Origin of the sequence: Pseudomonas sp. FYR_2, from assembly GCF_043106425.1 — a bacterium.
GTDB lineage: Bacteria > Pseudomonadota > Gammaproteobacteria > Pseudomonadales > Pseudomonadaceae > Aquipseudomonas > Aquipseudomonas monteilii.
In genome coordinates, this window is the sequence record NZ_JBICMM010000033.1 from 1 (window position 1) to 22,582 (window position 22,582).

Annotated in this window: 20 protein-coding genes and 1 tRNA gene; 11 read left to right on the forward strand and 10 right to left on the reverse strand. The window is 61.9% G+C overall.

From position 1 onward, the window contains the following. Positions 1 to 257: 257 nt before the first annotated feature. The 5 genes from ACF8R4_RS13885 (at position 258) to ACF8R4_RS13905 (ending at position 6,747) form a co-directional block, all read left to right on the forward strand. Entirely contained in the window at positions 258 to 1,871 is a 1,614-nt protein-coding gene (locus ACF8R4_RS13885; protein WP_060498649.1) for an APC family permease, read from the forward strand. A gap of 23 nt (positions 1,872 to 1,894) precedes the next feature. Continuing rightward, positions 1,895 to 2,821 (forward strand): 4-hydroxyproline epimerase, encoded by a 927-nt coding sequence (locus ACF8R4_RS13890; RefSeq protein WP_060498648.1) that lies wholly within the window; start codon positions 1,895 to 1,897, stop codon positions 2,819 to 2,821. Positions 2,822 to 2,862: 41 nt separating this feature from the next. After that, a complete protein-coding gene (locus tag ACF8R4_RS13895) occupies positions 2,863 to 3,810 on the forward strand; it encodes a dihydrodipicolinate synthase family protein (protein ID WP_060498647.1) in 948 nt (315 codons plus the stop codon). Positions 3,811 to 3,919: 109 nt separating this feature from the next. Then, complete coding sequence (locus ACF8R4_RS13900; protein WP_104833272.1) at positions 3,920 to 5,497, forward strand: aldehyde dehydrogenase (NADP(+)); 1,578 nt, start codon at positions 3,920 to 3,922, stop codon at positions 5,495 to 5,497. Between the two features lie 2 nt (positions 5,498 to 5,499). Continuing rightward, positions 5,500 to 6,747 (forward strand): FAD-binding oxidoreductase, encoded by a 1,248-nt coding sequence (locus ACF8R4_RS13905; protein ID WP_060498645.1) that lies wholly within the window; start codon positions 5,500 to 5,502, stop codon positions 6,745 to 6,747. 121 nt (positions 6,748 to 6,868) lie between these two features. Here ACF8R4_RS13905 and xenA read toward each other — a convergent pair whose 3' ends face one another. After that, positions 6,869 to 7,960: a xenobiotic reductase XenA gene (xenA, locus tag ACF8R4_RS13910; protein WP_060498644.1), complete on the reverse strand. Its 1,092-nt coding sequence runs from the start codon at positions 7,958 to 7,960 to the stop codon at positions 6,869 to 6,871. Between the two features lie 85 nt (positions 7,961 to 8,045). On the opposite strand from xenA, the gene ACF8R4_RS13915 reads away from it, so the two are divergent. Further along, positions 8,046 to 8,345: a helix-turn-helix transcriptional regulator gene (locus ACF8R4_RS13915; RefSeq protein WP_060498643.1), complete on the forward strand. Its 300-nt coding sequence runs from the start codon at positions 8,046 to 8,048 to the stop codon at positions 8,343 to 8,345. A gap of 56 nt (positions 8,346 to 8,401) precedes the next feature. On the opposite strand, the gene mqo is transcribed toward ACF8R4_RS13915, so the two are convergent. Next, positions 8,402 to 10,039, reverse strand: coding sequence for a malate dehydrogenase (quinone) (mqo, locus tag ACF8R4_RS13920; protein ID WP_060498642.1), 1,638 nt, complete (start codon positions 10,037 to 10,039; stop codon positions 8,402 to 8,404). Positions 10,040 to 10,371: 332 nt separating this feature from the next. On the opposite strand from mqo, the gene ACF8R4_RS13925 reads away from it, so the two are divergent. From ACF8R4_RS13925 to ACF8R4_RS13935, 3 genes are all read left to right on the forward strand, one after another. Continuing rightward, the gene (locus ACF8R4_RS13925; RefSeq protein WP_060498641.1) at positions 10,372 to 10,902 is read left to right on the forward strand and encodes a sigma-70 family RNA polymerase sigma factor; all 531 of its coding nucleotides are present in this window, start codon (positions 10,372 to 10,374) and stop codon (positions 10,900 to 10,902) included. 4 nt (positions 10,903 to 10,906) lie between these two features. After that, positions 10,907 to 11,872: a FecR domain-containing protein gene (locus ACF8R4_RS13930; RefSeq protein ID WP_060498640.1), complete on the forward strand. Its 966-nt coding sequence runs from the start codon at positions 10,907 to 10,909 to the stop codon at positions 11,870 to 11,872. A gap of 120 nt (positions 11,873 to 11,992) precedes the next feature. Then, positions 11,993 to 14,434 carry a TonB-dependent siderophore receptor gene (locus ACF8R4_RS13935; RefSeq protein WP_164524208.1) on the forward strand — a complete coding sequence of 814 codons (2,442 nt, stop codon included), beginning with the start codon at positions 11,993 to 11,995 and terminating at the stop codon, positions 14,432 to 14,434. A gap of 89 nt (positions 14,435 to 14,523) precedes the next feature. On the opposite strand, the gene ACF8R4_RS13940 is transcribed toward ACF8R4_RS13935, so the two are convergent. Next, positions 14,524 to 14,715, reverse strand: coding sequence for a YhfL family protein (locus tag ACF8R4_RS13940; protein WP_003254720.1), 192 nt, complete (start codon positions 14,713 to 14,715; stop codon positions 14,524 to 14,526). Between the two features lie 189 nt (positions 14,716 to 14,904). Here ACF8R4_RS13940 and ACF8R4_RS13945 point away from each other — a divergent pair, with 189 nt between their 5' ends. Next, positions 14,905 to 15,522, forward strand: coding sequence for a LysE family transporter (locus ACF8R4_RS13945; RefSeq protein ID WP_060498638.1), 618 nt, complete (start codon positions 14,905 to 14,907; stop codon positions 15,520 to 15,522). Here the strand turns inward: ACF8R4_RS13945 and ACF8R4_RS13950 are convergent. Next, complete coding sequence (locus ACF8R4_RS13950) at positions 15,500 to 16,450, reverse strand: LysR family transcriptional regulator (RefSeq protein ID WP_082426371.1); 951 nt, start codon at positions 16,448 to 16,450, stop codon at positions 15,500 to 15,502. The two genes, ACF8R4_RS13945 and ACF8R4_RS13950, sit on opposite strands and share 23 nt — an antisense overlap. Positions 16,451 to 16,556: 106 nt before the next feature. Between ACF8R4_RS13950 and ACF8R4_RS13955 the strand changes: the two genes are divergently transcribed. Next, positions 16,557 to 17,555: an aldo/keto reductase gene (locus ACF8R4_RS13955; protein WP_104833274.1), complete on the forward strand. Its 999-nt coding sequence runs from the start codon at positions 16,557 to 16,559 to the stop codon at positions 17,553 to 17,555. A 265-nt stretch (positions 17,556 to 17,820) separates the two neighbouring features. Here ACF8R4_RS13955 and ACF8R4_RS13960 read toward each other — a convergent pair whose 3' ends face one another. The 6 genes from ACF8R4_RS13960 to dapA form a co-directional block, all read right to left on the reverse strand. Then, a complete protein-coding gene (locus ACF8R4_RS13960) occupies positions 17,821 to 18,240 on the reverse strand; it encodes a hypothetical protein (RefSeq protein WP_392492717.1) in 420 nt (139 codons plus the stop codon). A 619-nt stretch (positions 18,241 to 18,859) separates the two neighbouring features. Then, positions 18,860 to 18,949, reverse strand: a tRNA-Ser gene (locus ACF8R4_RS13965). Positions 18,950 to 19,040: 91 nt separating this feature from the next. Then, entirely contained in the window at positions 19,041 to 19,751 is a 711-nt protein-coding gene (gene purC, locus ACF8R4_RS13970) for a phosphoribosylaminoimidazolesuccinocarboxamide synthase (RefSeq protein ID WP_011535129.1), read from the reverse strand. 30 nt (positions 19,752 to 19,781) lie between these two features. Then, the gene (locus ACF8R4_RS13975; protein ID WP_060498635.1) at positions 19,782 to 20,540 is read right to left on the reverse strand and encodes an MBL fold metallo-hydrolase; all 759 of its coding nucleotides are present in this window, start codon (positions 20,538 to 20,540) and stop codon (positions 19,782 to 19,784) included. Further along, positions 20,541 to 21,662: an outer membrane protein assembly factor BamC gene (gene bamC, locus ACF8R4_RS13980; RefSeq protein ID WP_060498634.1), complete on the reverse strand. Its 1,122-nt coding sequence runs from the start codon at positions 21,660 to 21,662 to the stop codon at positions 20,541 to 20,543. It abuts the gene before it with no gap. 15 nt (positions 21,663 to 21,677) lie between these two features. After that, positions 21,678 to 22,565 carry a 4-hydroxy-tetrahydrodipicolinate synthase gene (gene dapA, locus ACF8R4_RS13985; RefSeq protein WP_060498633.1) on the reverse strand — a complete coding sequence of 296 codons (888 nt, stop codon included), beginning with the start codon at positions 22,563 to 22,565 and terminating at the stop codon, positions 21,678 to 21,680. Between the last annotated feature and the right edge of the window lie 17 nt (positions 22,566 to 22,582).

A 22,582-nucleotide genomic window follows, 5' to 3' on the forward strand; every position in this document is an offset into this window, starting at 1 on the left:
GCACTACCAACACATCTCTACAGCCCTTATTCGCTAAGGCCTACAGCCTATCCAGCACCCCACCCTCGCCGCCAGCATTTTTTGCAACTGTGCCGATTTCGTCATTCCCTCTGCAGAAAACCATCAAGAACCGCCGCCCTGACCGGTTCACTCTATGCCCCACGCAAGCCGCCCAAGTCCTACAAGCGCGCGGCCCACAAAGCCGCATCTCGTGACATCAGACCTGCCTATCCAATAACCAACAAAAAGGCGAACCCATGTCAGGCAAATTCAAGAAACAGTTATCACTGCTGGACCTCACCTTCATCGGCCTGGGGGCCATCTTTGGCTCCGGCTGGCTGTTCGCCGCCAGCCACGTCTCGGCCATCGCTGGCCCGGCCGGCATCCTGTCCTGGTTCCTCGGCGGGTTCGCCGTACTGCTGCTGGGCATCGTCTACTGCGAACTGGGCGCCGCCCTGCCCCGCGCCGGTGGCGTGGTGCGCTACCCGGTTTACTCGCACGGCCCGCTGCTGGGCTACCTGATGGGCTTCATCACCCTGATCGCCTTTTCCAGCCTGATCGCCATCGAAGTGGTCGCGTCACGCCAGTACGCCGCCGCCTGGTTTCCCGGGCTGACCCAAACCGGTTCAAGCGACCCGACCGTGCTTGGCTGGCTTGTGCAGTTCGCGCTGTTGGGGCTGTTCTTCTTCCTCAATTACCGCAGCGTGAAAACCTTCGCCAAGGCCAACAACCTGGTCAGCGTGTTCAAGTTCATCGTGCCACTGCTGGTGATTGGTGTGCTGTTCACCTTCTTCAAGCCAGAAAACTTCGAGGTCCACGGTTTTGCCCCGTTCGGCCTGTCCGGGGTGGAAATGGCCGTGTCGGCGGGCGGCATCATCTTCGCCTACCTGGGCCTGACACCGATCATTTCGGTGGCCAGCGAAGTGAAGAACCCGCAGCGCACCATCCCGATTGCGCTGATCCTTTCGGTGCTGCTGTCCACCGCCATCTACGCCCTGCTGCAACTGGCCTTCCTCGGCAGCGTACCGACCGAAATGCTCACCAACGGCTGGGCTGCGGTCACCAAGGAACTGGCCCTGCCCTACCGTGACATCGCCCTTGCCCTGGGGGTGGGCTGGCTGGCCTACCTGGTGGTGGCGGACGCGGTGATCTCGCCCAGCGGCTGCGGCAACATCTATATGAACGCCACCCCGCGCGTGATCTATGGCTGGGCGCAGACGGGCACCTTCTTCAAGTACTTCACCCGCATCGATGCAGAGTCCGGCATTCCGCGCCCGGCCCTGTGGCTGACGTTTGCCCTGTCGGTGTTCTGGACCCTGCCATTCCCATCGTGGGAAGCGCTGATCAACGTGGTTTCCGCTGCCCTGGTACTGAGCTACGCCGTGGCCCCGGTCACCGTCGCCGCCCTGCGCCGCAATGCGCCAGACATGCCACGCCCGTTCCGGGTCAAGGGCATGGGCGTGCTCGGGCCGCTGTCGTTCATCATCGCCGCGCTGATCGTGTACTGGTCCGGCTGGAATACCGTGTCGTGGCTACTGGCCCTGCAAATCGTGATGTTCGTGCTGTACCTGCTGTGCGGTCGCTTCGTGCCCACCCAGCACCTGTCACTGGCCCAGCAAGTGCGCTCGTCGGCATGGCTGATCGGCTTCTACGCAGTAACCATCCTGCTGTCGTGGCTGGGCAGCTTCGGCGGCCTGGGGGTCATCGGCCACCCGCTCGACACCGTAGCCGTGGCGGCTTGTGCCCTGGGCATCTACTACTGGGGAGCGGCCACTGGCGTGCCTGCACACCTGGTGCGCCTGGAAGGCGAGGACGAAAGCGAAACCACCGCTGACACCTATGCCGGCCGCCCTGCTGCCGTCGCCTCCTGATCTTTTACGTAAGGGACAAGCCCATGAAACAGATTCACGTCATCGACTCCCACACTGGCGGCGAACCGACCCGCCTGGTGATGAAGGGCTTCCCGCAACTGCATGGCCGCAGCATGGCCGAACAGCGCGACGAACTGCGCGAGCTGCACGACCACTGGCGCCGTGCCTGCCTGCTGGAGCCTCGCGGCAACGATGTGCTGGTGGGCGCGCTGTACTGCCCACCCGTGTCGGCCGACGCCACGTGCGGGGTGATCTTCTTCAACAATGCCGGCTACCTGAACATGTGCGGCCACGGCACCATCGGCCTGGTCGCCTCGTTGCAGCACCTGGGCCTGATCGCGCCCGGCGTGCACAAGATCGACACCCCGGTCGGCCAGGTCAGCGCCACTCTGCATGAAGATGGCGCCATCACCGTCGGCAATGTGCCCTCTTACCGCTACCGCCAGCAGGTGGCGGTGGATGTGCCCGGGCACGGCGTCGCGCACGGCGACATTGCCTGGGGCGGCAACTGGTTCTTCCTGGTTTCCGAACACGGCCAGCGCATCGAGCTGGACAACCGGGAAGCGCTCACCGAGTACACCTGGGCCATGCTCAAGGCCCTCGAAGCCCAGGGCATCACCGGTGAAAACGGCGCCCCCATCGACCACGTCGAGTTGTTCGCCAACGACGCCAACGCCGACAGCCGTAACTTCGTGATGTGCCCAGGCAAGGCCTACGACCGTTCACCTTGCGGTACCGGCACCAGCGCCAAGCTGGCCTGCCTGGCCGCCGACGGCAAGCTTGCCGAAGGCCAGACCTGGGTGCAGGCGAGCATCACCGGCAGCCAGTTCCACGGCCGCTACGAGCGCGACGGCGAACACATTCGCCCGTTCATCACCGGTCGCGCCTACATGACCGCCGACAGCACCCTGCTGATCGACGAACAAGACCCGTTCGCCTGGGGCATCTGACCCCGACTTTTTCCGACTGAACATTGCGAGGAGTGACAACAATGACTGACAACATCTTCACCGGCACCATGCCCGCCTTGATGACCCCATGCACCGCCGACCGCAAGCCGGACTTCGACGCCCTGGTGCGCAAGGGCCGAGAGCTGATCGAGGCCGGCATGAGCGCCGTGGTGTACTGCGGCTCGATGGGTGACTGGCCGCTGCTGACCGAAGCCGAGCGCCAGGAAGGCGTCGCGCGCCTAGTGGCCGCCGGCATTCCGACCATCGTCGGCACGGGTGCGGTGAACACCCGCGAAGCGGTTTCCCACGCTGCCCATGCCGCCAAGGTCGGTGCCGCCGGCCTTATGGTCATCCCCCGCGTGCTTAGCCGTGGTGCCTCGTTGATCGCCCAGAAACACCACTTCTCGGCCATCCTGGCTGCTGCGCCGAAGCTGCCGGCAGTCATCTACAACAGCCCCTACTACGGTTTTGCCACCCGTGCCGATCTGTTCTTCGAACTGCGCAGCGAGTTCCCCAACCTGATCGGCTTCAAGGAGTTCGGCGGGGGTGCCGACCTGCGTTATGCCGCCGAGCACATCACCTCCAAGGATGAGGCTGTGACCTTGATGGTTGGCGTGGACACTCAGGTGGTGCACGGCTTCGTCAACTGCAACGCCACCGGTGCCATCACCGGCATCGGCAACGCCCTGCCGCGTGAAGTGCTGCATTTGGTGAGCCTGAGCAAGCAGGCGGCCAAGGGCGACGCCAAGGCCCGCCGCCTGGCGCGTGAACTGGAGGCGGCACTGGCGGTGCTGTCGTCGTTCGATGAGGGTTGCGACCTGGTGCTGTACTACAAGCACCTGATGGTGCTGAACGGTGACAGCGAGTACAGCCTGCACTTCAACGAGACCGACGTGCTGACCGATGCCCAGCGCAACTATGCCGAGCAGCAGTACGCGCTGTTCCGTAGCTGGTATGCGAGTTGGTCGGCTGAGCAGAACGTCGCCTGACTTTAGTCCTGCGCGGACTCTTGTAGGACCGGTCCGGCGCCCCGGCAAGGCCGCTCCTACAGGGGCTGCGGTTTCCCTTGATACCCGTATTTGATTCCAAGGAGGCTACATGCCCCTCACAGGCAACCTGCTGATCGGCCAGACGCCGGTAACCGGCAGCCGCGAAGCCATCCGCGCCATCAACCCGGCTACCGGCCAAACGCTGGAACCGGCCTACCTCGGCGGCACCGGCGAACACGTGGCCCAGGCCTGTGCCCTGGCCTGGGCGGCATTCGACGCCTACCGCGAAACCTCGCTCGAACAACGGGCACAATTTCTCGAAACCATCGCCGCGCAGATCGAAGCCCTCGGCGATGCCCTGATCGACCGCGCCGTGGCCGAAACCGGCCTGCCCAAAGCACGCATCCAGGGCGAACGTGGCCGCACCTGCACCCAGTTGCGCACTTTCGCCCGGGTGGTGCGGGCTGGTGAATGGCTGGATGTGCGGGTCGACAATGCCCAGCCCGAACGCCAGCCCCTGCCCCGCGCCGACCTGCGTCAGCGCCAGGTGGCCCTGGGGCCGGTGGCCGTGTTCGGCGCCAGCAATTTTCCGCTGGCGTTCTCGGTGGCCGGTGGCGACACCGCGTCAGCATTGGCCGCTGGCTGCCCGGTGGTGGTCAAGGCCCACAGCGCCCACCCTGGCACCAGCGAACTGGTCGGCCAGGCCGTGGCGCAAGCGGTGAAGCTGTGCGGTTTGCCGGCCGGCGTGTTCTCGCTGCTGTACGGCTCTGGCCGAGAAGTGGGCATCGCCCTGGTCAGCGACCCGCGCATCAAGGCAGTGGGTTTTACCGGCTCGCGCAGCGGTGGTGTCGCACTGTGCCAGGCCGCTCAGGCACGCCCGGAGCCGATCCCGGTGTACGCCGAAATGAGCTCGATCAACCCGGTATTCCTCTTCGAGGCGGCTCTAGAGGCCCGCGCCGAAGCGCTGGCGCAAGGCTTCGTTGCGTCGTTGACCCAAGGTGCTGGCCAGTTCTGCACCAACCCCGGCCTGGTGATCGCCCGGCAAGGGCCCGCGTTGCAGCGCTTCATCGCTGCCGCCAGCGAGCACGTACAACAGGCCGCCGCGCAGACCATGCTCACCCCGGGCATCTTCAGTGCTTACCAGGCCGGTGTCGGTGCCCTGGCGGTAAACGCCAATGCCGAGGCGGCAGCCAGTGGTCAGGCCGGGCAAGGCCCCAACCAATGCCAGGCCCAGTTGTTCGTGACCCAGGCCGAAGCCTTCCTGGCAGACCCGGCGTTGCAGGCCGAAGTATTCGGCGCCGCGTCACTGGTAGTGGCGTGCAAGAGCGATAAGCAGGTACGCCAGGTGGCCGAGCATCTGGAAGGCCAACTGACCGCTACCTTGCAACTGGACGATGCCGACATCGCCAGCGCCCGCGCCCTGCTGCCAACCCTTGAACGCAAGGCCGGGCGCATTCTGGTCAATGGCTGGCCGACGGGCGTTGAGGTGTGCGATGCGATGGTCCACGGCGGACCGTTCCCGGCCACCTCCGATGCCCGCACCACCTCGGTGGGCACGGCGGCGATCCTGCGCTTCCTGCGCCCGGTGTGCTACCAGAACTTCCCCGAAGCCTTGCTGCCGTCGGCGTTGCAGCACGGCAACCCGCTGCAGCTGCGGCGCCTGCTTGACGGTAAACGGGAAGGCTGAGCATGCTCAAAACCGCTGAAACCGATATCGCGGTGGTTGGCGCCGGCATTGTCGGCGTCGCTTGCGCCCTGCAACTGGCCCGTCAGGGCCGCCGAGTGCTGCTGGTCGACCGTCAGGCGCCCGGCCAGGGCGCATCCTATGGCAATGCCGGGCACCTGGCGACCGAGCAGGTGTTCCCGATTGCCGACCTGTCCATCCTCAAGCGCCTGCCGCGCATGCTGCTGGACCCGATGGGCCCCCTGCGCCTGGACTGGAAGTACCTGCCCAAGGCCATGCCGTGGTTCACCCGACTGCTGCTCAACCTGCGCCCGGCGCCGTTCCAGCGCAGCGTGGCCGGCATCCGCACACTGAACGAAGGCAGCCTGAGTGCCTGGCAGCGCCTACTGGGCTCGATCGGGCGCAGCGAGCTGTTCCAGGAAGATGGCTCACTGCTGGTGTTCGAGAAGCCTGAATCACGCCAGGCGCTGGAGGCCTTGCGCGCACGCATGCAACAACAAGCGGTGCCGGTGGACTTCTGGTCGGCCGAGACCGTACGCGAAGCGGCACCTCAGTTGAATCCGTCATTGCTCGGCGGGCTGTTCTTTCCGAAGACCGGTCATTTCATCGATCCATACAGGGTGGTGTGCGAGCTGTTCGAAGCGGCCAAAGCCAGTGGCGTACGGTTTGCCCAGGCGCAGGTCGAGGGTGGCCGGTTGCACAGCGGCGGGGTCACCCTGGTCAGCGACCAGGGCACGTTCAATACCCGTCAGGTGCTGATCAGCTGTGGTGCGCACTCTGCGAAACTGACCGCCGCACTGACGGGCAAACGGGTGCCGCTGGACACGGAGCGCGGTTACCACCTGATGCTGCCGAGTGAGCACCAGCGCCTGCCGTTTGCGGTCACGTCGCTGGAACGCAAGTTCATCATGACGCCCATGGCCGACGGCTTGCGCCTGGCCGGCACGGTAGAATTCGCCGGGCTGGAGGCACCGCCGAGCATGCAACGCGCCTGGCAGTTGCACCATTTGAGCAAGGGGTTGTTCCGGCAAGACTTGAGTGCCGAAGGGGCTACGCCGTGGATGGGCTTCAGGCCTTCGCTGCCAGACTCGTTGCCGGTGATCGACAGGGTGTGTGACGGGCGGGTGCTGTTGGCGTTTGGGCATCAGCATTTGGGGCTGACCCAGGCAGCGGTGACGGCGGAGTGGGTGGGGCGGTTGGCTGAGCAGGCCAGTAGGCCTGAGAGGGAGGCCTACCGGTTGGATCGGTTTTAGCCTGTTCTGGCCCATTCGCGGGCAAGCCCGCTCCCACAGTATGGCGCAGGGTCTGAAACCTGTGGTGTCCTGTGGGAGCGGGCTTGCCCGCGAATAGGCCAGCAAGGCAGCCCGTCAAACCTCAGCGATAGCGCTCAAGCCAGTGCGCATACGGCGCCGGCAAGGTCCAGGAAGCTTTCTCCACCCCCAGCTCCTTGGCCGCAAAGTACGCCCAGTGCGGATCAGCCAAATGCGCACGCCCTACCGACACCAGGTCCAGCTGGTTGGCCTGCAACGCGGCCTCAGCCAGTTGCGGCGTACCAAAGCCCCACGCCGAGGTCACCGGCAGCTTCGCCTCACGGCGCACGCGTTCGGCAATCGGCCCCATGAATGCCGGTCCCCACGGAATGTTGGTCTCAGGGATGGTGAAACCGACGCTCACGCTCAGCAGGTCCAGGCCACCGGCCTTGAAGCGGCGCGCCAACTCGATCGACTCTTCCAGGGTCTGCTCATCGCGGCCATCGTACTCCAGCACACCAAAACGCGCGGTCAGCGGCAGGTTCTCCGGCCATACTTCACGCACTGCAGCCAGGGTTTCCAGCAGGAAACGGCTGCGGTTGTCGAAGCTGCCGCCGTAGGCATCGGTACGCTTGTTGGCATGCTCGGAGAAGAAGCTCTGGCCCAGATAGCCGTGGGCAAAGTGCAGTTCGATCCACTCAAAGCCGGCATCACGCGCACGGCGGGCGGCATCGACGAAGTCCTGCTTGACCCGGGCGATGTCGTCCAGGGTCATTGCGCGCGGCACGTTTGGCAGGTGCGCGCCAAAGGCAATGGCGGACGGGGCGATAGTCTCCCAGCCACGCGCGTCATCAGCACCCATGTGGTCGTCCCCCTCCCACGGGCGGTTGGCGCTGGCCTTGCGGCCGGCGTGCGCAATCTGGATGCCCGGCACCGAACCGGCCGCCTTGATGGCCTGCACCACCGGCACGAAAGCCTGGGCGTGGGCATCGCTCCAGATACCGGCACAACCGGGGGTAATGCGCCCTTCCGGTGCCACCGCCGTGGCTTCGACCACCAGCAGGCCGGCACCGCCACGGGCCATGCTGGCGTAATGCACCTGGTGCCAGTCGTTGATCAGGCCATCCTCGGCCATGTACTGGCACATGGGCGGAATGGCGATGCGGTTGCGCAGGGTGACGTCTTTTAGGGTATAGGGTTCGAACAGTGCGGACATGGGAAACTCCGGGTTTATCTGAATACTGTTGTTCGATCATAATCGAACTATGGCAATTAATGAAACCGCCGTTATCATGTGAGCCATGCGAGCCTACAAACACCCCACCGCTGAAGACCTGATCCTCGAACGCCTGCTCTATGCGCTGAGCGACCCCGTGCGCCTGGAAATCGTCCGACACCTGGCCGGTGTCACCGAAGCCAGCTGCGGCGAGCTGGACGGCGGCCGGCCAAAGTCCAGCATGTCCCACCACTTCCGTGTGTTGCGCGATGCGGGGTTGGTGCATACCCGCAACGTGGGAACAACCCACATGAATTCGCTGCGTAGCGAAATGCTGGGTGAGCGGTTTCCCGGGTTGCTGGAGTGCATTCTTCGGCAACAGTGAAAGGCAAAAAAAAGCCACGAGGTCTCCCCCGTGGCTTCTTTCACAACAATGGCCGATTACAGCGCCATGTCGTTCTCCGGCTTGCTCTCAACCGGCTTGCTCACATCGCCACCGAAGTCGACGCTGGCGTCAATCACCGGCGGTTTCTCCAGTTGCAGCACTTCAGCGGTGTAGTTCCACTCTTTCTGGGTGGCCGCCGCCGAATCGTTCAGCTTGGTGCCGTAGCTTGGCACGATTTCCTTGATCTTGGCCTGCCACTCAGGGGTAGCGACCTTCTCCTTGAACACGGTTTCCAGCACGTTCAGCATGATCGGTGCAGCCGTCGAGGCGCCTGGCGATGCCCCCAGCAGGCCAGCGATGGTGCGGTCTTCGGACGCTACCACTTCGGTACCCAGCTTCAGCACGCCGCCCTTCTCGGCATCACGCTTGATGATCTGCACACGCTGGCCGGCCTGCCACAGGCGCCAGTCTTCTTTCTTGGCGTTCGGGAAGTAGGTGCGCAGGGCTTCGAAGCGGTCGTCATCCGACAGCATCAGCTGGCCAGCAAGGTACTCGACCAGCGGGTACTGCTCGATACCCACCTTGGTCATTGGCCACACGTTGTGGGTGGTGGTGCTGCTCAGCAGGTCCAGGTACGAGCCGTTCTTCAGGAACTTGGTCGAGAAGGTGGCGAACGGGCCAAACAGGATCACGCGCTTGCCGTCCAGCACGCGTGTGTCCAGGTGTGGTACCGACATGGGTGGTGCGCCAGTCGAAGCGATGCCGTAGGCCTTGGCCATGTGCTGCATGGCCACGGTCGGGTTCTCGGTCACCAGGAACGAACCGCCCACCGGGAAGCCTGCGTATTCCTTGGCTTCAGGAATGCCCGACTTCTGCAGCAGCTTCAGTGCGCCGCCGCCGGCACCGATGAACAGGAACTTGGCGTCGGTGGCCGATTCGGTACCGTCCTTCAGGTTCTTGTACTCGACGTGCCAGGAGCCGTCCTTGTTGCGGGTGATGTCCTGCACTTCGCTGGACAGCTTCAGGTCGAAGCCTTTCTGGGTTTGCAGGTGGCCAACGAACTGGCGGGTGATCTCGCCGAAGTTCACGTCGGTGCCGATCGGCGTCCAGGTCACGGCCAGCTTCTGGTTCGGGTCGCGCCCTTCCATCATCAACGGGACCCACTTGGCGATCTGCGCGTGGTCCTCGGAGTACTGCATCGGGCGGAACAGCGGGCTGGCCTGCAGCGCGTCGTAGCGTTTCTTCAGGAACTTGATGTTGTCATCGCCCCACACGAAGCTCATGTGCGGGGTGGTGTTGATGAACGAGTGTGGGTTCTTCAACACGCCCTGGCGTACCTGCCACGACCAGAACTGGCGGGAAATCTGGAAGGCTTCGTTGATTTCGATGGCCTTGGCGATGTTGACGTTGCCGTCTTTGTCTTCCGGGGTGTAGTTCAGCTCGGCCAGCGCGGAGTGGCCGGTACCGGCGTTGTTCCAGCCGTTGGAGCTTTCTTCGGCCACGCCGTCCAGGCGCTCGACCATTTCCATCGACCAGCTTGGCTCCAGCTCATGCAGCCACACGGCCAGGGTGGAGCTCATGATGCCGCCGCCGACCAGCAGCACGTCTACTTTCTTGGTTTCTGCGGCGTGCGCTTGCATGAAGCTTGCAGCGACAGCCAGACCCAGCAAGGTCTTGCCAGCTTTCTTGAACATTGATCAATTCCAGTCAGGAGAACAGAGGGCGGGCCTGTGGCTGGCCCAGGTAAAGCGTGTTCTTCAGCGCAGGCTTGTTGTTGATCATTGTTCAGCAGCCAGAGAACCAGAAAACGACTCGGCCTTTTGTCGAATTGACCGACAACGCTGAATCGTTTTTTTGATTGTATATGAAATGCCAGCACAAACAAATTGCCGGTCCTCGCGTCAAGGTGACGGGTTGTCCCAGGGGATAACAGCAAGCATTACGACGATTGCAGTATTTTTCTGGCACCCCTACTATCGCGATCACTTCTCATTTACACCAGTATGCGCTCGCGCCGGATGCCGCCGTGGTTTCGATCCCAGAGTTGAACACCTCGCTCCATACCCTGTACCACAGCCATTCACGCTGGTTGCTGGGTTTTCTATACCGTCGGCTGGGCAGCCGTTGCGATGCTGCCGACCTGGTGCAGGACACGTTCGTGCGCATCCTCAACCGCCCGAGGCAGTTCGACGGTGAACGCGGTGAGCGCTCGTACCTGGCCACCATCGCTCGCGGCCTGTGTGTGGACCACTGGCGGCGGCAGAAGCTGGAACAGGCCTGGTTGCAGCAGTTGGTCTTGCAGCCCGAGGCATTGCAGCCCTCCCCCGAACAGCGCGCAATCATTGTCGAAACCCTGCACGAGGTGGACGCGATGTTGCTGCGTTTGCCCGGCAAGGTGCGCCAGGCATTCCTGCTGGCGCAGATCGATGGCCTGGCCTATCGCGATATTGCTGCGCATATCGGCGTGAGCGAACGCATGATCAAGAAGTACCTGGCCCAGGCGTTTCTGCATTGCGCCATTCTTGAAGCCGAACTCGACGGGTTGCTGGTGGAGTGACGCCATGACCCCATCCGCACAAAAGCTCAGCCATGCCAGCCTGCAACAAGCCGCGCGGTGGTATGTGCAGTTGCAGGACGACAACGTCAGCCCTCACCTGCGCGCACAGTGGCAGCATTGGCTGGGCCAGCACAGTGACCATCAGGCGGCCTGGCACTATGTGCAACGTGTCGGTCAGCGCTTTACCCCCTTGCAGGGCGAAGGCGCGGCGGCGGGCCGGGCACTGCGTGAGCACGACGCACACCGCTTCAGCCGGCGCACCGGGCTCAAGTCGCTGCTGGTGCTGGGCGCCAGCTCGTTACTGGGCTGGCGGGCCTGGCACGGTGCCCCCTTATCGGGCTGGGGCGCCGACATGGCCACGGGCATTGGGGAAATCCGCGAGACGCGCCTGGCCGATGGCAGCCAGCTGTGGCTGGGCGCACAGAGTGCCGTGGACATGGAGTTCTCCACCTTCAGCCGGGTGCTGAAACTGCGTTTTGGCGAACTGTTGGTGGAAACCGCCCACGACCCGCGTCGCCCCTTCTTCGTCGACACCGCGCAAGGGCGCATGCAGGCGCTGGGAACCCGCTTTGCGGTGTGCCAGCAAGGCGAGAACACCAGGCTGGATGTGTACGCCGGCGCCGTGGAGGTGAGCACCGCGCTCAGCGGAGAGCGCTGCATCGTCCAGGCCGGCCAGCAGGTGGACTTCAGTGCCGAAGGCATCGGCAGTACCCGCCCGGCACAAAGCGCAGGCGAGTCGTGGATTCACCACCGCCTGAATGCCGAAGACATGCCCTTGGCGCACTTGCTGCAAACGCTCGGGCGCTATCGCCATGGGCATCTGGGCTGGCACCCGGAGGTGGCGAATTTGTCAGTGATGGGGGCGTTTCCGCTCAACGATACCGATCGGGCGCTGGAATTACTGCAAGCGGCACTGCCAGTGCGGGTGCAGCGGCTGACGCCGTGGTGGGTCACAGTCGAGCCTGCCTGACCCGCTACACACCCTCCTGTGGGAGTAAAAATATCTGCCAAGCCAGTTCCCTTTTTCCAATCTCGTTCGGTTAACCCGGCATAGCCCTTCCAACTCACCTTACCGACTCCAGAGACCCGCATGCCGACGCCCTTCCACCCCGCGCTTCGCCTGGCGCTTGCCGCCCCGCTTTCACTGTGTGCCGCCACACCGCTGATGCTGTCAGCAAGCCTGGCCCACGCCGAACAGGCGGCCAGCGCCGAAACCAGCTTCAACATCGCCCCCGGCTCGCTCACCCGCGCACTCAACCAGTTCAGCAGCCAGGCCGGCATCTACCTGGCCGGCAGTAACGAACTGGCCGCCGGCAAGACCAGCCCTGGGCTGCAAGGCCGCTACAGCGTCGCCCAAGGCCTGGCCCGGCTGCTGCAAGGCAGCGGCCTGCAAGCCGTGCCGCAAGGTAGCGCCGGCTACGTGCTGCAACCCCTTGCCGATGGCACGGCACTGCAACTGGACGCCACCTCGATCAACGCCGCAGCCCTGCTCGCCAGCAACGGCCAGGGTGATAGCGGCTACCGCGCGGTATCCAGCGCCACCGCCAGCAAGACCAGCAGCGCCCTGGCTGACACCCCGCGCTCGGTTTCGGTAGTCACCCGCCAACGCATGGACGACCAGCAATCGCAAACCCTCACCGAAGTGCTGGGCTACGTCCCAGGCATTTTCTCCCCGCCCTTTGCTGGCGGTGATGGCCAGGCGGGTGACCTGTTCTTCATCCGTGGTTTCAATGCCACTGACTATGGCTACGGCCTGTTGCGCGATGGCCTGCGAGTGCAGGGCAACCGCTACGACACCAGCAGTGAACCTTACGGCCTGGAGCGGGTAGAAGTATTCCGTGGCCCGACGTCGATCCTGTATGGCGAAAACGCCCCCGGCGGCGTGGTCAACCTGGTCAGCAAGCGGCCTACTGCCGAAGCGCGCGGCGAAGTGCAACTGAGCTACGGCTCGCATAACCGCCGCCAGTTGGGCGTGGATGTGTCCGGCCCGCTCACCGATGAGGGCAATGTGCTTGGCCGGCTGGTGATGATGGGCCGCAATTCCGATACCCAGGTTGACCATCAACCTGATGATCGCCTGTACCTTGCGCCGTCCCTGACCCTGAACTTCGACGATTTCAACAGCCTGACGGTGCTGGCCACCTACCAGCGCGACCGCACCTTGATGGAGCTTGGTTACCCGGCCGCCGGTACCCTGCTGCACAACCCCAACGGCAAGATCGACAAGGACCAGTTGTCCGGCAACCCGGACTGGGACAACTTCGAACGCGAAACCTGGAGCCTAGGCTACGCGTTCAGCCACCGTTTCAACGACACCTGGCAGTTCCGCCAGAACTCGCGCTACATGCAATCGCGCATCGACCGCCAGGAAATGTGGCCAGGCAGCCTGAATAACGGCGGCTTCGGTACCACCCTGAGCAACACGGCCTACGACCGCTACAACAAGTCCATCGCCTACTCGCTGGACAACCAGTTCGAAGGCCACTTCACCCAAGGTGCGTTCGACCACACCTTCCTGGTGGGGGCAAGCCTGGACCGCACCTCATTCAACCAGGACTGGGACGCGGGCAACGGTGGCACCATCAACGTGTTCGACCCGGTGTGGAACGGCAAGCCGAGCACACCCCTGCATGTGCAGAACGCCCTGCTTGAACAGACCATGTACGGCCTTTACAGCCAGATGCAAACCAAGGTGGACAACTGGGTATTGCTGCTGGGCGGGCGCCTGGACCGGGTAAACAGCCAGTTCCGCAACAAGGCCGGCACCCTGAACGCACAAGCCGACATGGACAGCTGGGACAGCAAGTTCACCTGGCAGACCGGCGTGATGTACCCGTTCGAAAACGGCCTGTCGCCGTACTTCAGCTACTCCACCGCCTTTGCCCCGACCCAGCAGACAGAAAGCAAGAGCGGCCCGCTGGACCCGACCACCAGCGAGCAGTACGAAGTGGGTATCAAGTACGAGCCCAAAGGCTGGAACACCGCCTTCACAGCGTCGGTGTACGACCTGCGCAAGAAGGACGACGTGTTGTTCGATTCCACCGTGGGTGACTACCGCCAGATCGGCGCCAGCCGAGCCAAGGGCGTGGAGCTGGAGCTGAACAGCGACCTGAGCGAAAACCTCAACCTCACGGCCGCCTACACCTACACCGATTCGCGCATCACCAAGGACGTGGCCGGCTCACTGTACGAAGACCACCAGATGACCGGTGTACCCCGTAACCAGGCGTCGGTGTGGAGCACGTACCGCTTCCGGGACGGCCTGCTCAAAGGCCTGCAGATCGGCGGCGGCGTGCGCCACTTCGACAGCACCTTCGCATACACCCCGGCGAGCCTGTACGGCAAGCTGGATACCGGCGACGTGACGCTGGTGGATGCCAAGGTCGGCTATGACATCGACGAGAACTGGTCGGTCGAGGTCAATGCCCGCAACCTGTTCGACAAAGAGTATGTGGCAGGCTGCAACAACGCAGGCCGTTGTTACTGGGGTGAAGAGCGCACCCTGCTGGGAACAGTGTCGCTGCGCTGGTAAGTGGCCCATCAACAAAAAACCCCCGGCCATGTACATGACCGGGGGCCTTGGATCACGCCGCAAGCGTCGCGATCAGGGTACCGCCAAGATTACTGCTGCTGAGGCAGTTTATCGATCGGGCCGCAGCCACCGATGATCTTGGAGATGGAAACCGAAGGGTGGAACAGGTAGTCGTAGGTGCAGTTTTTCGGCTGGTTGTAAACCTGGCCAGTGCAACCCGACAGCAGGGCAACACCCGAAACTACAGCAACGGCTACGGTGGCCTTGAACAGCTTTTTCATTACTAAGTCCTTTAAATGAATCATCTTCGACCATCGTCTGATGGCGGCGGGATGATACAGAAAACAGGCATTGGATCCAAGTCGCGCTTGGCAATGATGGATTGCGAATGTGCAACAACAGGTTGTAAAGCACGCGGTTGGCGACGATAGTCATGACTCTGCCTTTGCACTGCTCTACAGGAGCTCACCATGCTCGGCGTCACCGACTACGGCGCATTCGTCATCGCCTTCATCATTCTTCTGGCCATCCCGGGCCCGGGCAATTTTGCCCTGATCACTGCCACCGGCAAGGGCGGCATCAAGGCAGGCCTGGCCGCGACCTGTGGGGTGATCGTCGGTGACCAGGTCCTGTTGTGGCTGGCGGTAGCTGGCGTCGCCACCTTGCTGGCCACCTACCCTGCAGCCTTCCACATCGTGCAATGGGCCGGCGCCGCGTACCTCGCCTACCTGGGCCTGCGCATGCTGTTGAGCAAACCGGGTGACGCGCCGCGCACCAGCCGCATGGACAACGGCCAATACCTGCGCCAGACCCTGCTGATCACCCTGCTCAACCCCAAGGCGATCATGTTCTACATGGCGTTCTTCCCGCTGTTCATCGACCCGGTGAAGCACCAGGGGCTGGTGACCTTCGGTTTCATGGCCGCGACGGTGGCTGTGGTGACGTTCCTGTACGGGTTGATTGCCGTGGTACTGACGCACCGGCTGGCCGAACGCATGCGCGCCAACCCCCGGATTACCAACCTGTTCGAGCGGCTGGCAGGGGCTTGCCTGGTAGGGTTTGGCATCAAGCTGGCGGCAATGCGCTGAGTGGTTCGGGCGCAAGCTCGGGCCGCCAGGGTGCCAGGTGCTGGTAATACTGATTGCACCACTCAATGAAGACCCGCAGTACGGCGGAGTTGTGTCGGTGGCGGGGATAGTACAGGTAGTAGCCCGGGATGGGGTTACACCATTCTTCTAGCACGCTGACCAGCGCGCCGCTTTCGAGGTGCTCGGTGGCATAGGTCCGGTGCACGTAGGCCAGGCCGACGCCGCTGATCGCCGAACGGATCATCAACTCGTCGTCATCCAGCGTTAGCGGCCCCTGTACGCGCACGGTCATGAACGCGTCGCGGTGCTGGAACTCCCAGCCATACAGCACGCCGCTGGGAAAGCGCCTGCCAATGCACGGAAACTGGCGCAGGGCTTCAGGGCTGGCCGGGCGGCCATGGGCTTCGATGAAGGCCGGCGAAGCCACCACCGCGAAGCGTTGAGGCGGGCCAATGGGGATAGCAATCATGTCCAGCGCCACACTCCCGCCAAAACGCAAGCCGGCATCGAAGCCCTTGTCGACGATGTCGATGATGCTGTCATCGCTGACCATCTCAATCTGCACATCCGGGTATTGCGCCAGAAACCCGTTGATGATCGGTTCGATCAATACACGGCCGCCTGGGCGCGGCACGTTCAGGCGCAAGGTGCCTTTGACCGAAGCGGTGAACGCATGCACCTCATCCAGGGTTTGTGACAAGTGACGCAAAATGGGCTCGACTTTCCCAAACAGCAAGCCACCGGCCTCGGTCAGCACTACACTGCGGGTCGTGCGATTTAGTAATTTGACCCCGAGGCGGTCTTCCAGCGTACGCATCGAGTGGCTGAGGGTGGAAGGTGTAACGTTGCGCTCTTCGGCAGCCTTGCGAAAGCTGCGGTGCTTGGCGACGGCCAGAAAATTGATCAGTTCATTGATGTCAGCAAGCATGGGATTGATGATTTTTTTTCACTGAGGCATGCCCGGGAATTTCAGTTCTTGCCCGTTTAACCGTACGTTAAGGTTTACGCATCAACCACTTACAGGGGGCTTGGGCGTGAAAAGACGTGTATTGGGCAAGGAAGGACTGAACGTTTCGGAATTGGGCCTTGGGTGTATGGGCATGAGCTTCGCCTACGGCGGCGCTCCCGAGCAGGAGTCGATAAACACCATTCACCAAGCGGTGGAACGGGGCATCACATTTCTGGATACCGCCGAAGTGTATGGTCCCTATACAAATGAAGAACTCCTTGGAAAAGCGATAAAGCCTATCAGGTCGAAAGTTCAGATCGCCACCAAATTTGGCTTCAAGATCCTCCCTCACGGCAGCGGCCTGAGCCGCATGGCTGGCGTTGACAGCCGCCCCGTGCACATTCGCCAGGCCGTGGATGCCTCGTTGCAGCGCCTGGGCATCGAAACCATCGACCTGTTGTACCAGCACCGCGTCGACCCTGCCGTGCCCATCGAAGATGTCGTCGGCACCCTGTCGGAGCTGGTGGCCTGTGGCAAAGTCCGCTTTATCGGGTTGTCCGAAGTCTCCACCGAAACGCTGGAGCGTGCCCACGCTGTGCACCCCATCGCGGCAGTACAAAGCGAGTATTCGCTGTGGTCCAGGGAACCGGAGGCCGGCATGTTGGCGCTGTGCAAACGCCTGGGGGTGGGTTTTGTGCCTTACAGCCCGCTGGGGCGCGGCTTTCTGACCGGGGCCATCAAGACCGCGCAGACCTTGGCCGAAGACGACTTTCGCAAGACCCTGCCACGCTTCCAGGAGCAGGCCCTGCAAGACAACCTGACGGTCTTGCAGCAGTTGCAGACGCTGGCAACGCAAAAAGGCTGCAGCCTTGCGCAGTTGTCGCTGGCCTGGCTGCTCAGCCAGGGTGAGCACATTGTGCCGATTCCGGGAGTACGCAAACTGGCGCACCTGGAAGACAACGTAGGAGCTACGCAGGTAGTGCTGAGCGCCAGCGACCTGTCCGCCATCGATCGTGTATTCGCGGCAGCGCCAATCAGCGGCGCGCGCTACCCCGATGCAGAGCTGGCACTGGTCAACCAGTAGCTTCGAACCTGCATCTTCAGGGCGGTGTGCCTGCTCCACCGCCCGCCTTCTAATTTCAAGGGAATGACGGAACATGGTGAATACCCCTACCGGACGCGCTCGCATGACGATTGCGATCTGGGCCGACCATGGTGCGCAAACACTACGGCCGCTGGATTTCTAAAGATACTAAGAGCATGGCAGATATTGTATCCAAGATGATGGGATTTGAGATCATCTTAGCAATCCAAAAAAAATGATCACTTTCGACCCTGCCTGATACGCTCTACAAGCGCTTCAAACTCATCAAACGAAAAGTAAGGCTTCTTAAGCGAATCAAACAACGTCGGATCAATTTTTTCATATTTGAAACTAGAGGTGCCATTGATTGAAATTTTTTATCCAAGGCGCCACCTATTTCAGTCAATGCCAAGTCTAATGTTTGTATAGACTCATCAATAACCGTAACACTCAATTCGCTAATTCTGTACAGCGCTAACAATCTTCCAGGCTCAACCGCGCCGACCACTTGCTGAAAGGTGCAGTTCATTTCGGTATTTAAACCAGCAGAGCTCACTGCTTCGCGATAACCCTCTAGCAACTTATTTCTCTCTTTAAAATTTGAGAAACATGCAAAGTAACGTTGATCGCCTAGCAGAATTGATTCTATAGCTTTGGCCGCTTTCTCGTTAGCGAGCAAGTCCAATATTTTATTATCTACGAAGTCCCGAATTCCTGGGGACTCGGGAAGAGGTTCGATTGCAAGAAAACGAAATTGATTATCATCAAAAGGAAGCAGCGAAGTTTTTTACAGATACCAGCTCACTCAACTTATGTAAAAGTTGAAATTTGACTATCCGCAAAACCCTAAGCGAATCATTAAATTCTCTAGTTGCCTCGGAATTCTTTTGAAATGCGTAAGCAGCGAAAGCACCAAGCATTGCACCGCCGAGACCTGTAAAAATTGGGCCCACTACATCCTTAGAATATGAAATTAACACCTGGTCAACGAGGCTGGTGGCTGGCGGGTAGAACGCAAAAAAAAAAACAAGACCAATTGAAACGCGAAGAAGAGACCAAATAAAACACCGATGCCGATATCTTTCCACATCATACAATTTTGCTACCACCGCAGGGCAGCCCTCCTCCATAAGTGAACCGCCCAGCCAGCCTCCCCAAGAAACGACCCGGCGTCTTGGACTGACAAGGTCCAACGCGGCCTATCGAGGCCAAATTATGCCCTAAATCTGCCCTAAACATCTGCTCGAAAACGACGAAGCCCCCGAAAACATCAACGTTTTCGGGGGCTTCGGCTACTTCGCGTATGGCGGAGAGATAGGGATTTGAACCCTAGGTACTGTTGCCAGTACAACGGATTTCGAATCCGTCCCGTTCGACCACTCCGGCATCTCTCCAATGCCGCGCATCTTACCAGCGTTTTTTTAAAACGCAAACCTTTTTTTCAAAAAAATCGCGTGGTATCAGGCGCTTGCGTGAACGCGCCGCTTACAGCGGCACGCCCAGGCGCTTGGCAACTTCTTCGTAGGCTTCGATCACGTCGCCCAGGCCCTGGCGGAAGCGGTCCTTGTCCATCTTCTTGCGGGTTTCTTTGTCCCACAGGCGGCAGCCGTCCGGGCTGAACTCGTCGCCCAGCACGATCTGGCCGTGGAAGACACCGAACTCCAGCTTGAAGTCGACCAGCAGCAGGCCGGCGTCATCGAACAGCTTGCTCAGCACTTCGTTGACTTTCAGCGACAGCTTCTTCATTTCGACCAGCTGCTCGGCGGTGCCCCAGCCGAACGCGACAACGTGGGATTCGTTGATGAAGGGGTCGCCCTTCTCGTCGTTCTTCAGGAACAGCTCGAAGGTGGACGGCTCCAGCTTGATGCCCTCCTCCACGCCCAGGCGCTTGACCAGGCTGCCGGCAGCGTAGTTACGCACTACGCATTCGACCGGGATCATGTCCAGCTTCTTCACCAGGCACTCGTTGTCGCCCAGCAGCTTGTCGAACTGGGTCGGCACGCCGGCTTCTTCCAGTTTCTGCATGATGAAGGCGTTGAACTTGTTGTTCACCATGCCTTTGCGGTCGAGTTGTTCGATGCGCTTGCCGTCGAACGCCGAGGTGTCGTTACGGAACAGCAGGATCAAGCGGTCGGCGTCGTCGGTCTTGTAAACCGATTTGGCCTTGCCGCGGTAGAGTTCGTCGCGTTTTTCCATGATTGGGCTCCGCTTGCTTGAGGTGTTGGGCTAGGCGATTTCGCGCCAGTCGAGCCCGTGTTCCTGATTCGCCACCTGGAGCCAGTCCGGGTCGCACCCTAGGGTGTCGACGAAGCACTGGCGGGCCAAGTGTGGCAGGTTGTTCTTGCTGCTGAGGTGGGCCAGCACCAGGTGCTGCAGGTTGTTCCAGCCCAACTCGTGCACCAGGCGCGCGGCCTGGTGATTGTTCAAATGCCCTTGCATGCCACCCACCCGCTGCTTCAAGAAGGCCGGGTAGTGACCGCGTGCCAGCAGGTCGCGGCAGTGGTTGGCCTCGATCAGCAATGCATCCAGGCCCTGGTAACGCTCCAGCAACAGCGCGTCATAAGAGCCCAGGTCGGTCAGCATGCCGAAGCGCCGCTGGCCATCGCTGATGACGTATTGCAACGGCTCGTAGGCATCATGCTCGACCCGCGCGGCGGTCACTTCCAGGCTGCCGATACGCAGGCTTTGGCCACAAGCGAGAAAACCGGCCACCTCCACCGGCCTGCGCATACCGCGCAGCGTGCCTTGGCTGAGGTAGACCGGTACATTGTAGCGCCGCGACAGCAAGCCCACCCCATGCACGTGGTCGGCATGTTCGTGGGTCACCAGCACCGCACTGAGCTGAGCCGCCGACACACCGAGCAGCGCCAGGCGCCGCTCGGTTTCGCGCAGGGAAAAGCCGCAATCGACCAGGATGAACGTGTCACCACTGGCGATCAGCGTGCCGTTCCCTTGGCTGCCGCTTCCGAGTACCGCGAAGCGCACTTAGCCCAGGTGGTCCTGAATGGCGCTCAGCACGCGGCGGGCAACATCGGCCGGGGCCACGGTGTTGATGTTTTTCTCGACCGTGACCTGCACGCTCTCACCCACCTTGCTCAGGCGAACCTGATAGCGCTCGGCACGGGCTTCACGCTCTTCCTTGGTTGGCTCGCTGCCGAACATGCGGCTGAAGAAGCCAGGCTGGTTCTGCTTGTCGTCCGGTTTTTCCGACAGGTTGATGTAGTACAGGCCCAGGCTGCGGTTGATGTCTTCAACACGCCACTCGCCCCCCTGCTCCAGGGCACGGCCTACGCCAGACCAGGCACGGTCCAGGTCGGAACCCAGGTACAGCACCGGGTTGCCGCTGCCGTCTTCGCTCAGGCTGACGCGGCTTGGCGCGTCGAAATCGCGCGCAGCCAGGAGCGATACCGAACCGCCTTTCTCGGCGCTGCGGTTCATGCTGGCAAGCATTTCGTCGACCAGCAGGGCATCGGCGCCCGTGTTGCTGGAGGTGGACGGGAAGTCAGGCTCGGCGGTGCTGCCGGCCGGGCGCTCGACGCTAACCACATACACCTCGGAGGTGTTGCGCTGCACGCCCGGCTCCATGCGCACACGTACGCGCACTTCGCTGTCACCGCTGCTGGCGGTGCTCGCCAGGCGCTGGCCAAGCGATGCCGACAACTCGTCGAAACGCTGCCAGGTGGTGTTGAACTCACCGGTCTGCGGGCGCTCTTCAGCGATGCGGAAGCCGTTGTCCTCGAAGAACTGGCGAGCCACCGGCCACACTTCGGCTGGCGAGTGCTGGGCCAGCACCCAACGGCTGCTGCCGCTGCGTTGCAGGCTGTAGTCGGTGACCTGGGCGGCACCGCCAGTCATGGGTTGCGGGCGCGGCACTTCGAACTCGCCCGTGACGTGATCGTCGGCGACGTTACGCGGAATGGGCAGCAGCGGGTCAAGGCGCTTGACGTTGCTGGCGTCCGGCGGCAGCTGCATCGGCGCAGTCGGGTGCGCCTGCAGGTAGTCGCTGCCGCGGTCGCGGAAATAGCCATCCTCGCCCCACAGCCAGCCACACCCACTGGTGCTGGAGATAATCAGGGCAAGGGCGGAAAGACCAGCCAGTCGCTTCATGCGGTGTACTTCCTCTTAAACCAGTACGCCGGACTGGCGCAAGGCAGTACGGACTTTTTCGTGGCAGCCTTCGCTCAGCCAGGTCAGTGGCAGGCGAATACCCTTTTGCATCAGGCCCATTTCGACGAGCGCCCACTTCACCGGGATCGGGTTGGCTTCGCAGAACAGGTCCTTGTGCAGCGGCATGAGTTTTTCGTTGATTGCGCGGGCCTTCTCGGCATTGCCCTCAAGGGCGGCCTCGCACAGATCGGCCATTTCGCGCGGGGCGACGTTGGCGGTAACAGAAATGTTGCCCTTGCCGCCCATCAGGATCAGCTCGACGGCAGTCGGGTCATCGCCGGACAGGACGATGAAGTCCTTGCTGACGCCATCGAGGATGGCCTTGGCGCGGACCAGGTCGCCGGTGGCTTCCTTGATGCCGATGATATTCGGCACGGTCGACAGGCGGATCACGGTCTCGGCCTGCATGTCGCAGGAGGTGCGGCCGGGTACGTTGTAGAGGATCTGCGGAATCTCGACGGCTTCGGCGATGTGCTTGAAGTGCTGGTACAGGCCTTCTTGCGTCGGCTTGTTGTAGTACGGTACCACCAGCAGGCAGGCGTCGGCGCCGGCATTTTTGGCGTTCTGGGTCAGGTGCACGGCTTCGGCAGTGGAGTTGGCACCGGTGCCGGCGATGACCGGGATCGGTTTGTTGCTGCGCTTGACGCGCTCGACCACGTGCTTGATGACCAGGATGTGTTCTTCGACATCCAGCGTGGCGGACTCACCAGTGGTGCCGACAGCGACGATCGCATGGGTGCCGTTTTCCAGGTGGAAGTCTACAAGTTTGTCGAGGCTGCCCCAGTCCACACGCCCTTGTGCATCCATGGGTGTGACCAATGCCACCATACTGCCCGCAATCATGTAACTGCTCCTGCCGG

What these genes read in the sequence shown, in the direction of transcription:
- ACF8R4_RS13885 (WP_060498649.1), top strand. Translation starts at nt 258, where the DNA reads ATGTCAGGCAAATTCAAGAAACAGTTATCACTGCTGGACCTCACCTTC.
- ACF8R4_RS13890 (WP_060498648.1), top strand. Translation starts at nt 1,895, where the DNA reads ATGAAACAGATTCACGTCATCGACTCCCACACTGGCGGCGAACCGACC.
- ACF8R4_RS13895 (WP_060498647.1), top strand. Translation starts at nt 2,863, where the DNA reads ATGACTGACAACATCTTCACCGGCACCATGCCCGCCTTGATGACCCCA.
- ACF8R4_RS13900 (WP_104833272.1), top strand. Translation starts at nt 3,920, where the DNA reads ATGCCCCTCACAGGCAACCTGCTGATCGGCCAGACGCCGGTAACCGGC.
- ACF8R4_RS13905 (WP_060498645.1), top strand. Translation starts at nt 5,500, where the DNA reads ATGCTCAAAACCGCTGAAACCGATATCGCGGTGGTTGGCGCCGGCATT.
- xenA (WP_060498644.1), bottom strand. Translation starts at nt 7,960, where the DNA reads ATGTCCGCACTGTTCGAACCCTATACCCTAAAAGACGTCACCCTGCGC.
- ACF8R4_RS13915 (WP_060498643.1), top strand. Translation starts at nt 8,046, where the DNA reads ATGCGAGCCTACAAACACCCCACCGCTGAAGACCTGATCCTCGAACGC.
- mqo (WP_060498642.1), bottom strand. Translation starts at nt 10,039, where the DNA reads ATGTTCAAGAAAGCTGGCAAGACCTTGCTGGGTCTGGCTGTCGCTGCA.
- ACF8R4_RS13930 (WP_060498640.1), top strand. Translation starts at nt 10,907, where the DNA reads ATGACCCCATCCGCACAAAAGCTCAGCCATGCCAGCCTGCAACAAGCC.
- ACF8R4_RS13935 (WP_164524208.1), top strand. Translation starts at nt 11,993, where the DNA reads ATGCCGACGCCCTTCCACCCCGCGCTTCGCCTGGCGCTTGCCGCCCCG.
- ACF8R4_RS13940 (WP_003254720.1), bottom strand. Translation starts at nt 14,715, where the DNA reads ATGAAAAAGCTGTTCAAGGCCACCGTAGCCGTTGCTGTAGTTTCGGGT.
- ACF8R4_RS13945 (WP_060498638.1), top strand. Translation starts at nt 14,905, where the DNA reads ATGCTCGGCGTCACCGACTACGGCGCATTCGTCATCGCCTTCATCATT.
- ACF8R4_RS13950 (WP_082426371.1), bottom strand. Translation starts at nt 16,450, where the DNA reads ATGCTTGCTGACATCAATGAACTGATCAATTTTCTGGCCGTCGCCAAG.
- purC (WP_011535129.1), bottom strand. Translation starts at nt 19,751, where the DNA reads ATGGAAAAACGCGACGAACTCTACCGCGGCAAGGCCAAATCGGTTTAC.
- bamC (WP_060498634.1), bottom strand. Translation starts at nt 21,662, where the DNA reads ATGAAGCGACTGGCTGGTCTTTCCGCCCTTGCCCTGATTATCTCCAGC.
- dapA (WP_060498633.1), bottom strand. Translation starts at nt 22,565, where the DNA reads ATGATTGCGGGCAGTATGGTGGCATTGGTCACACCCATGGATGCACAA.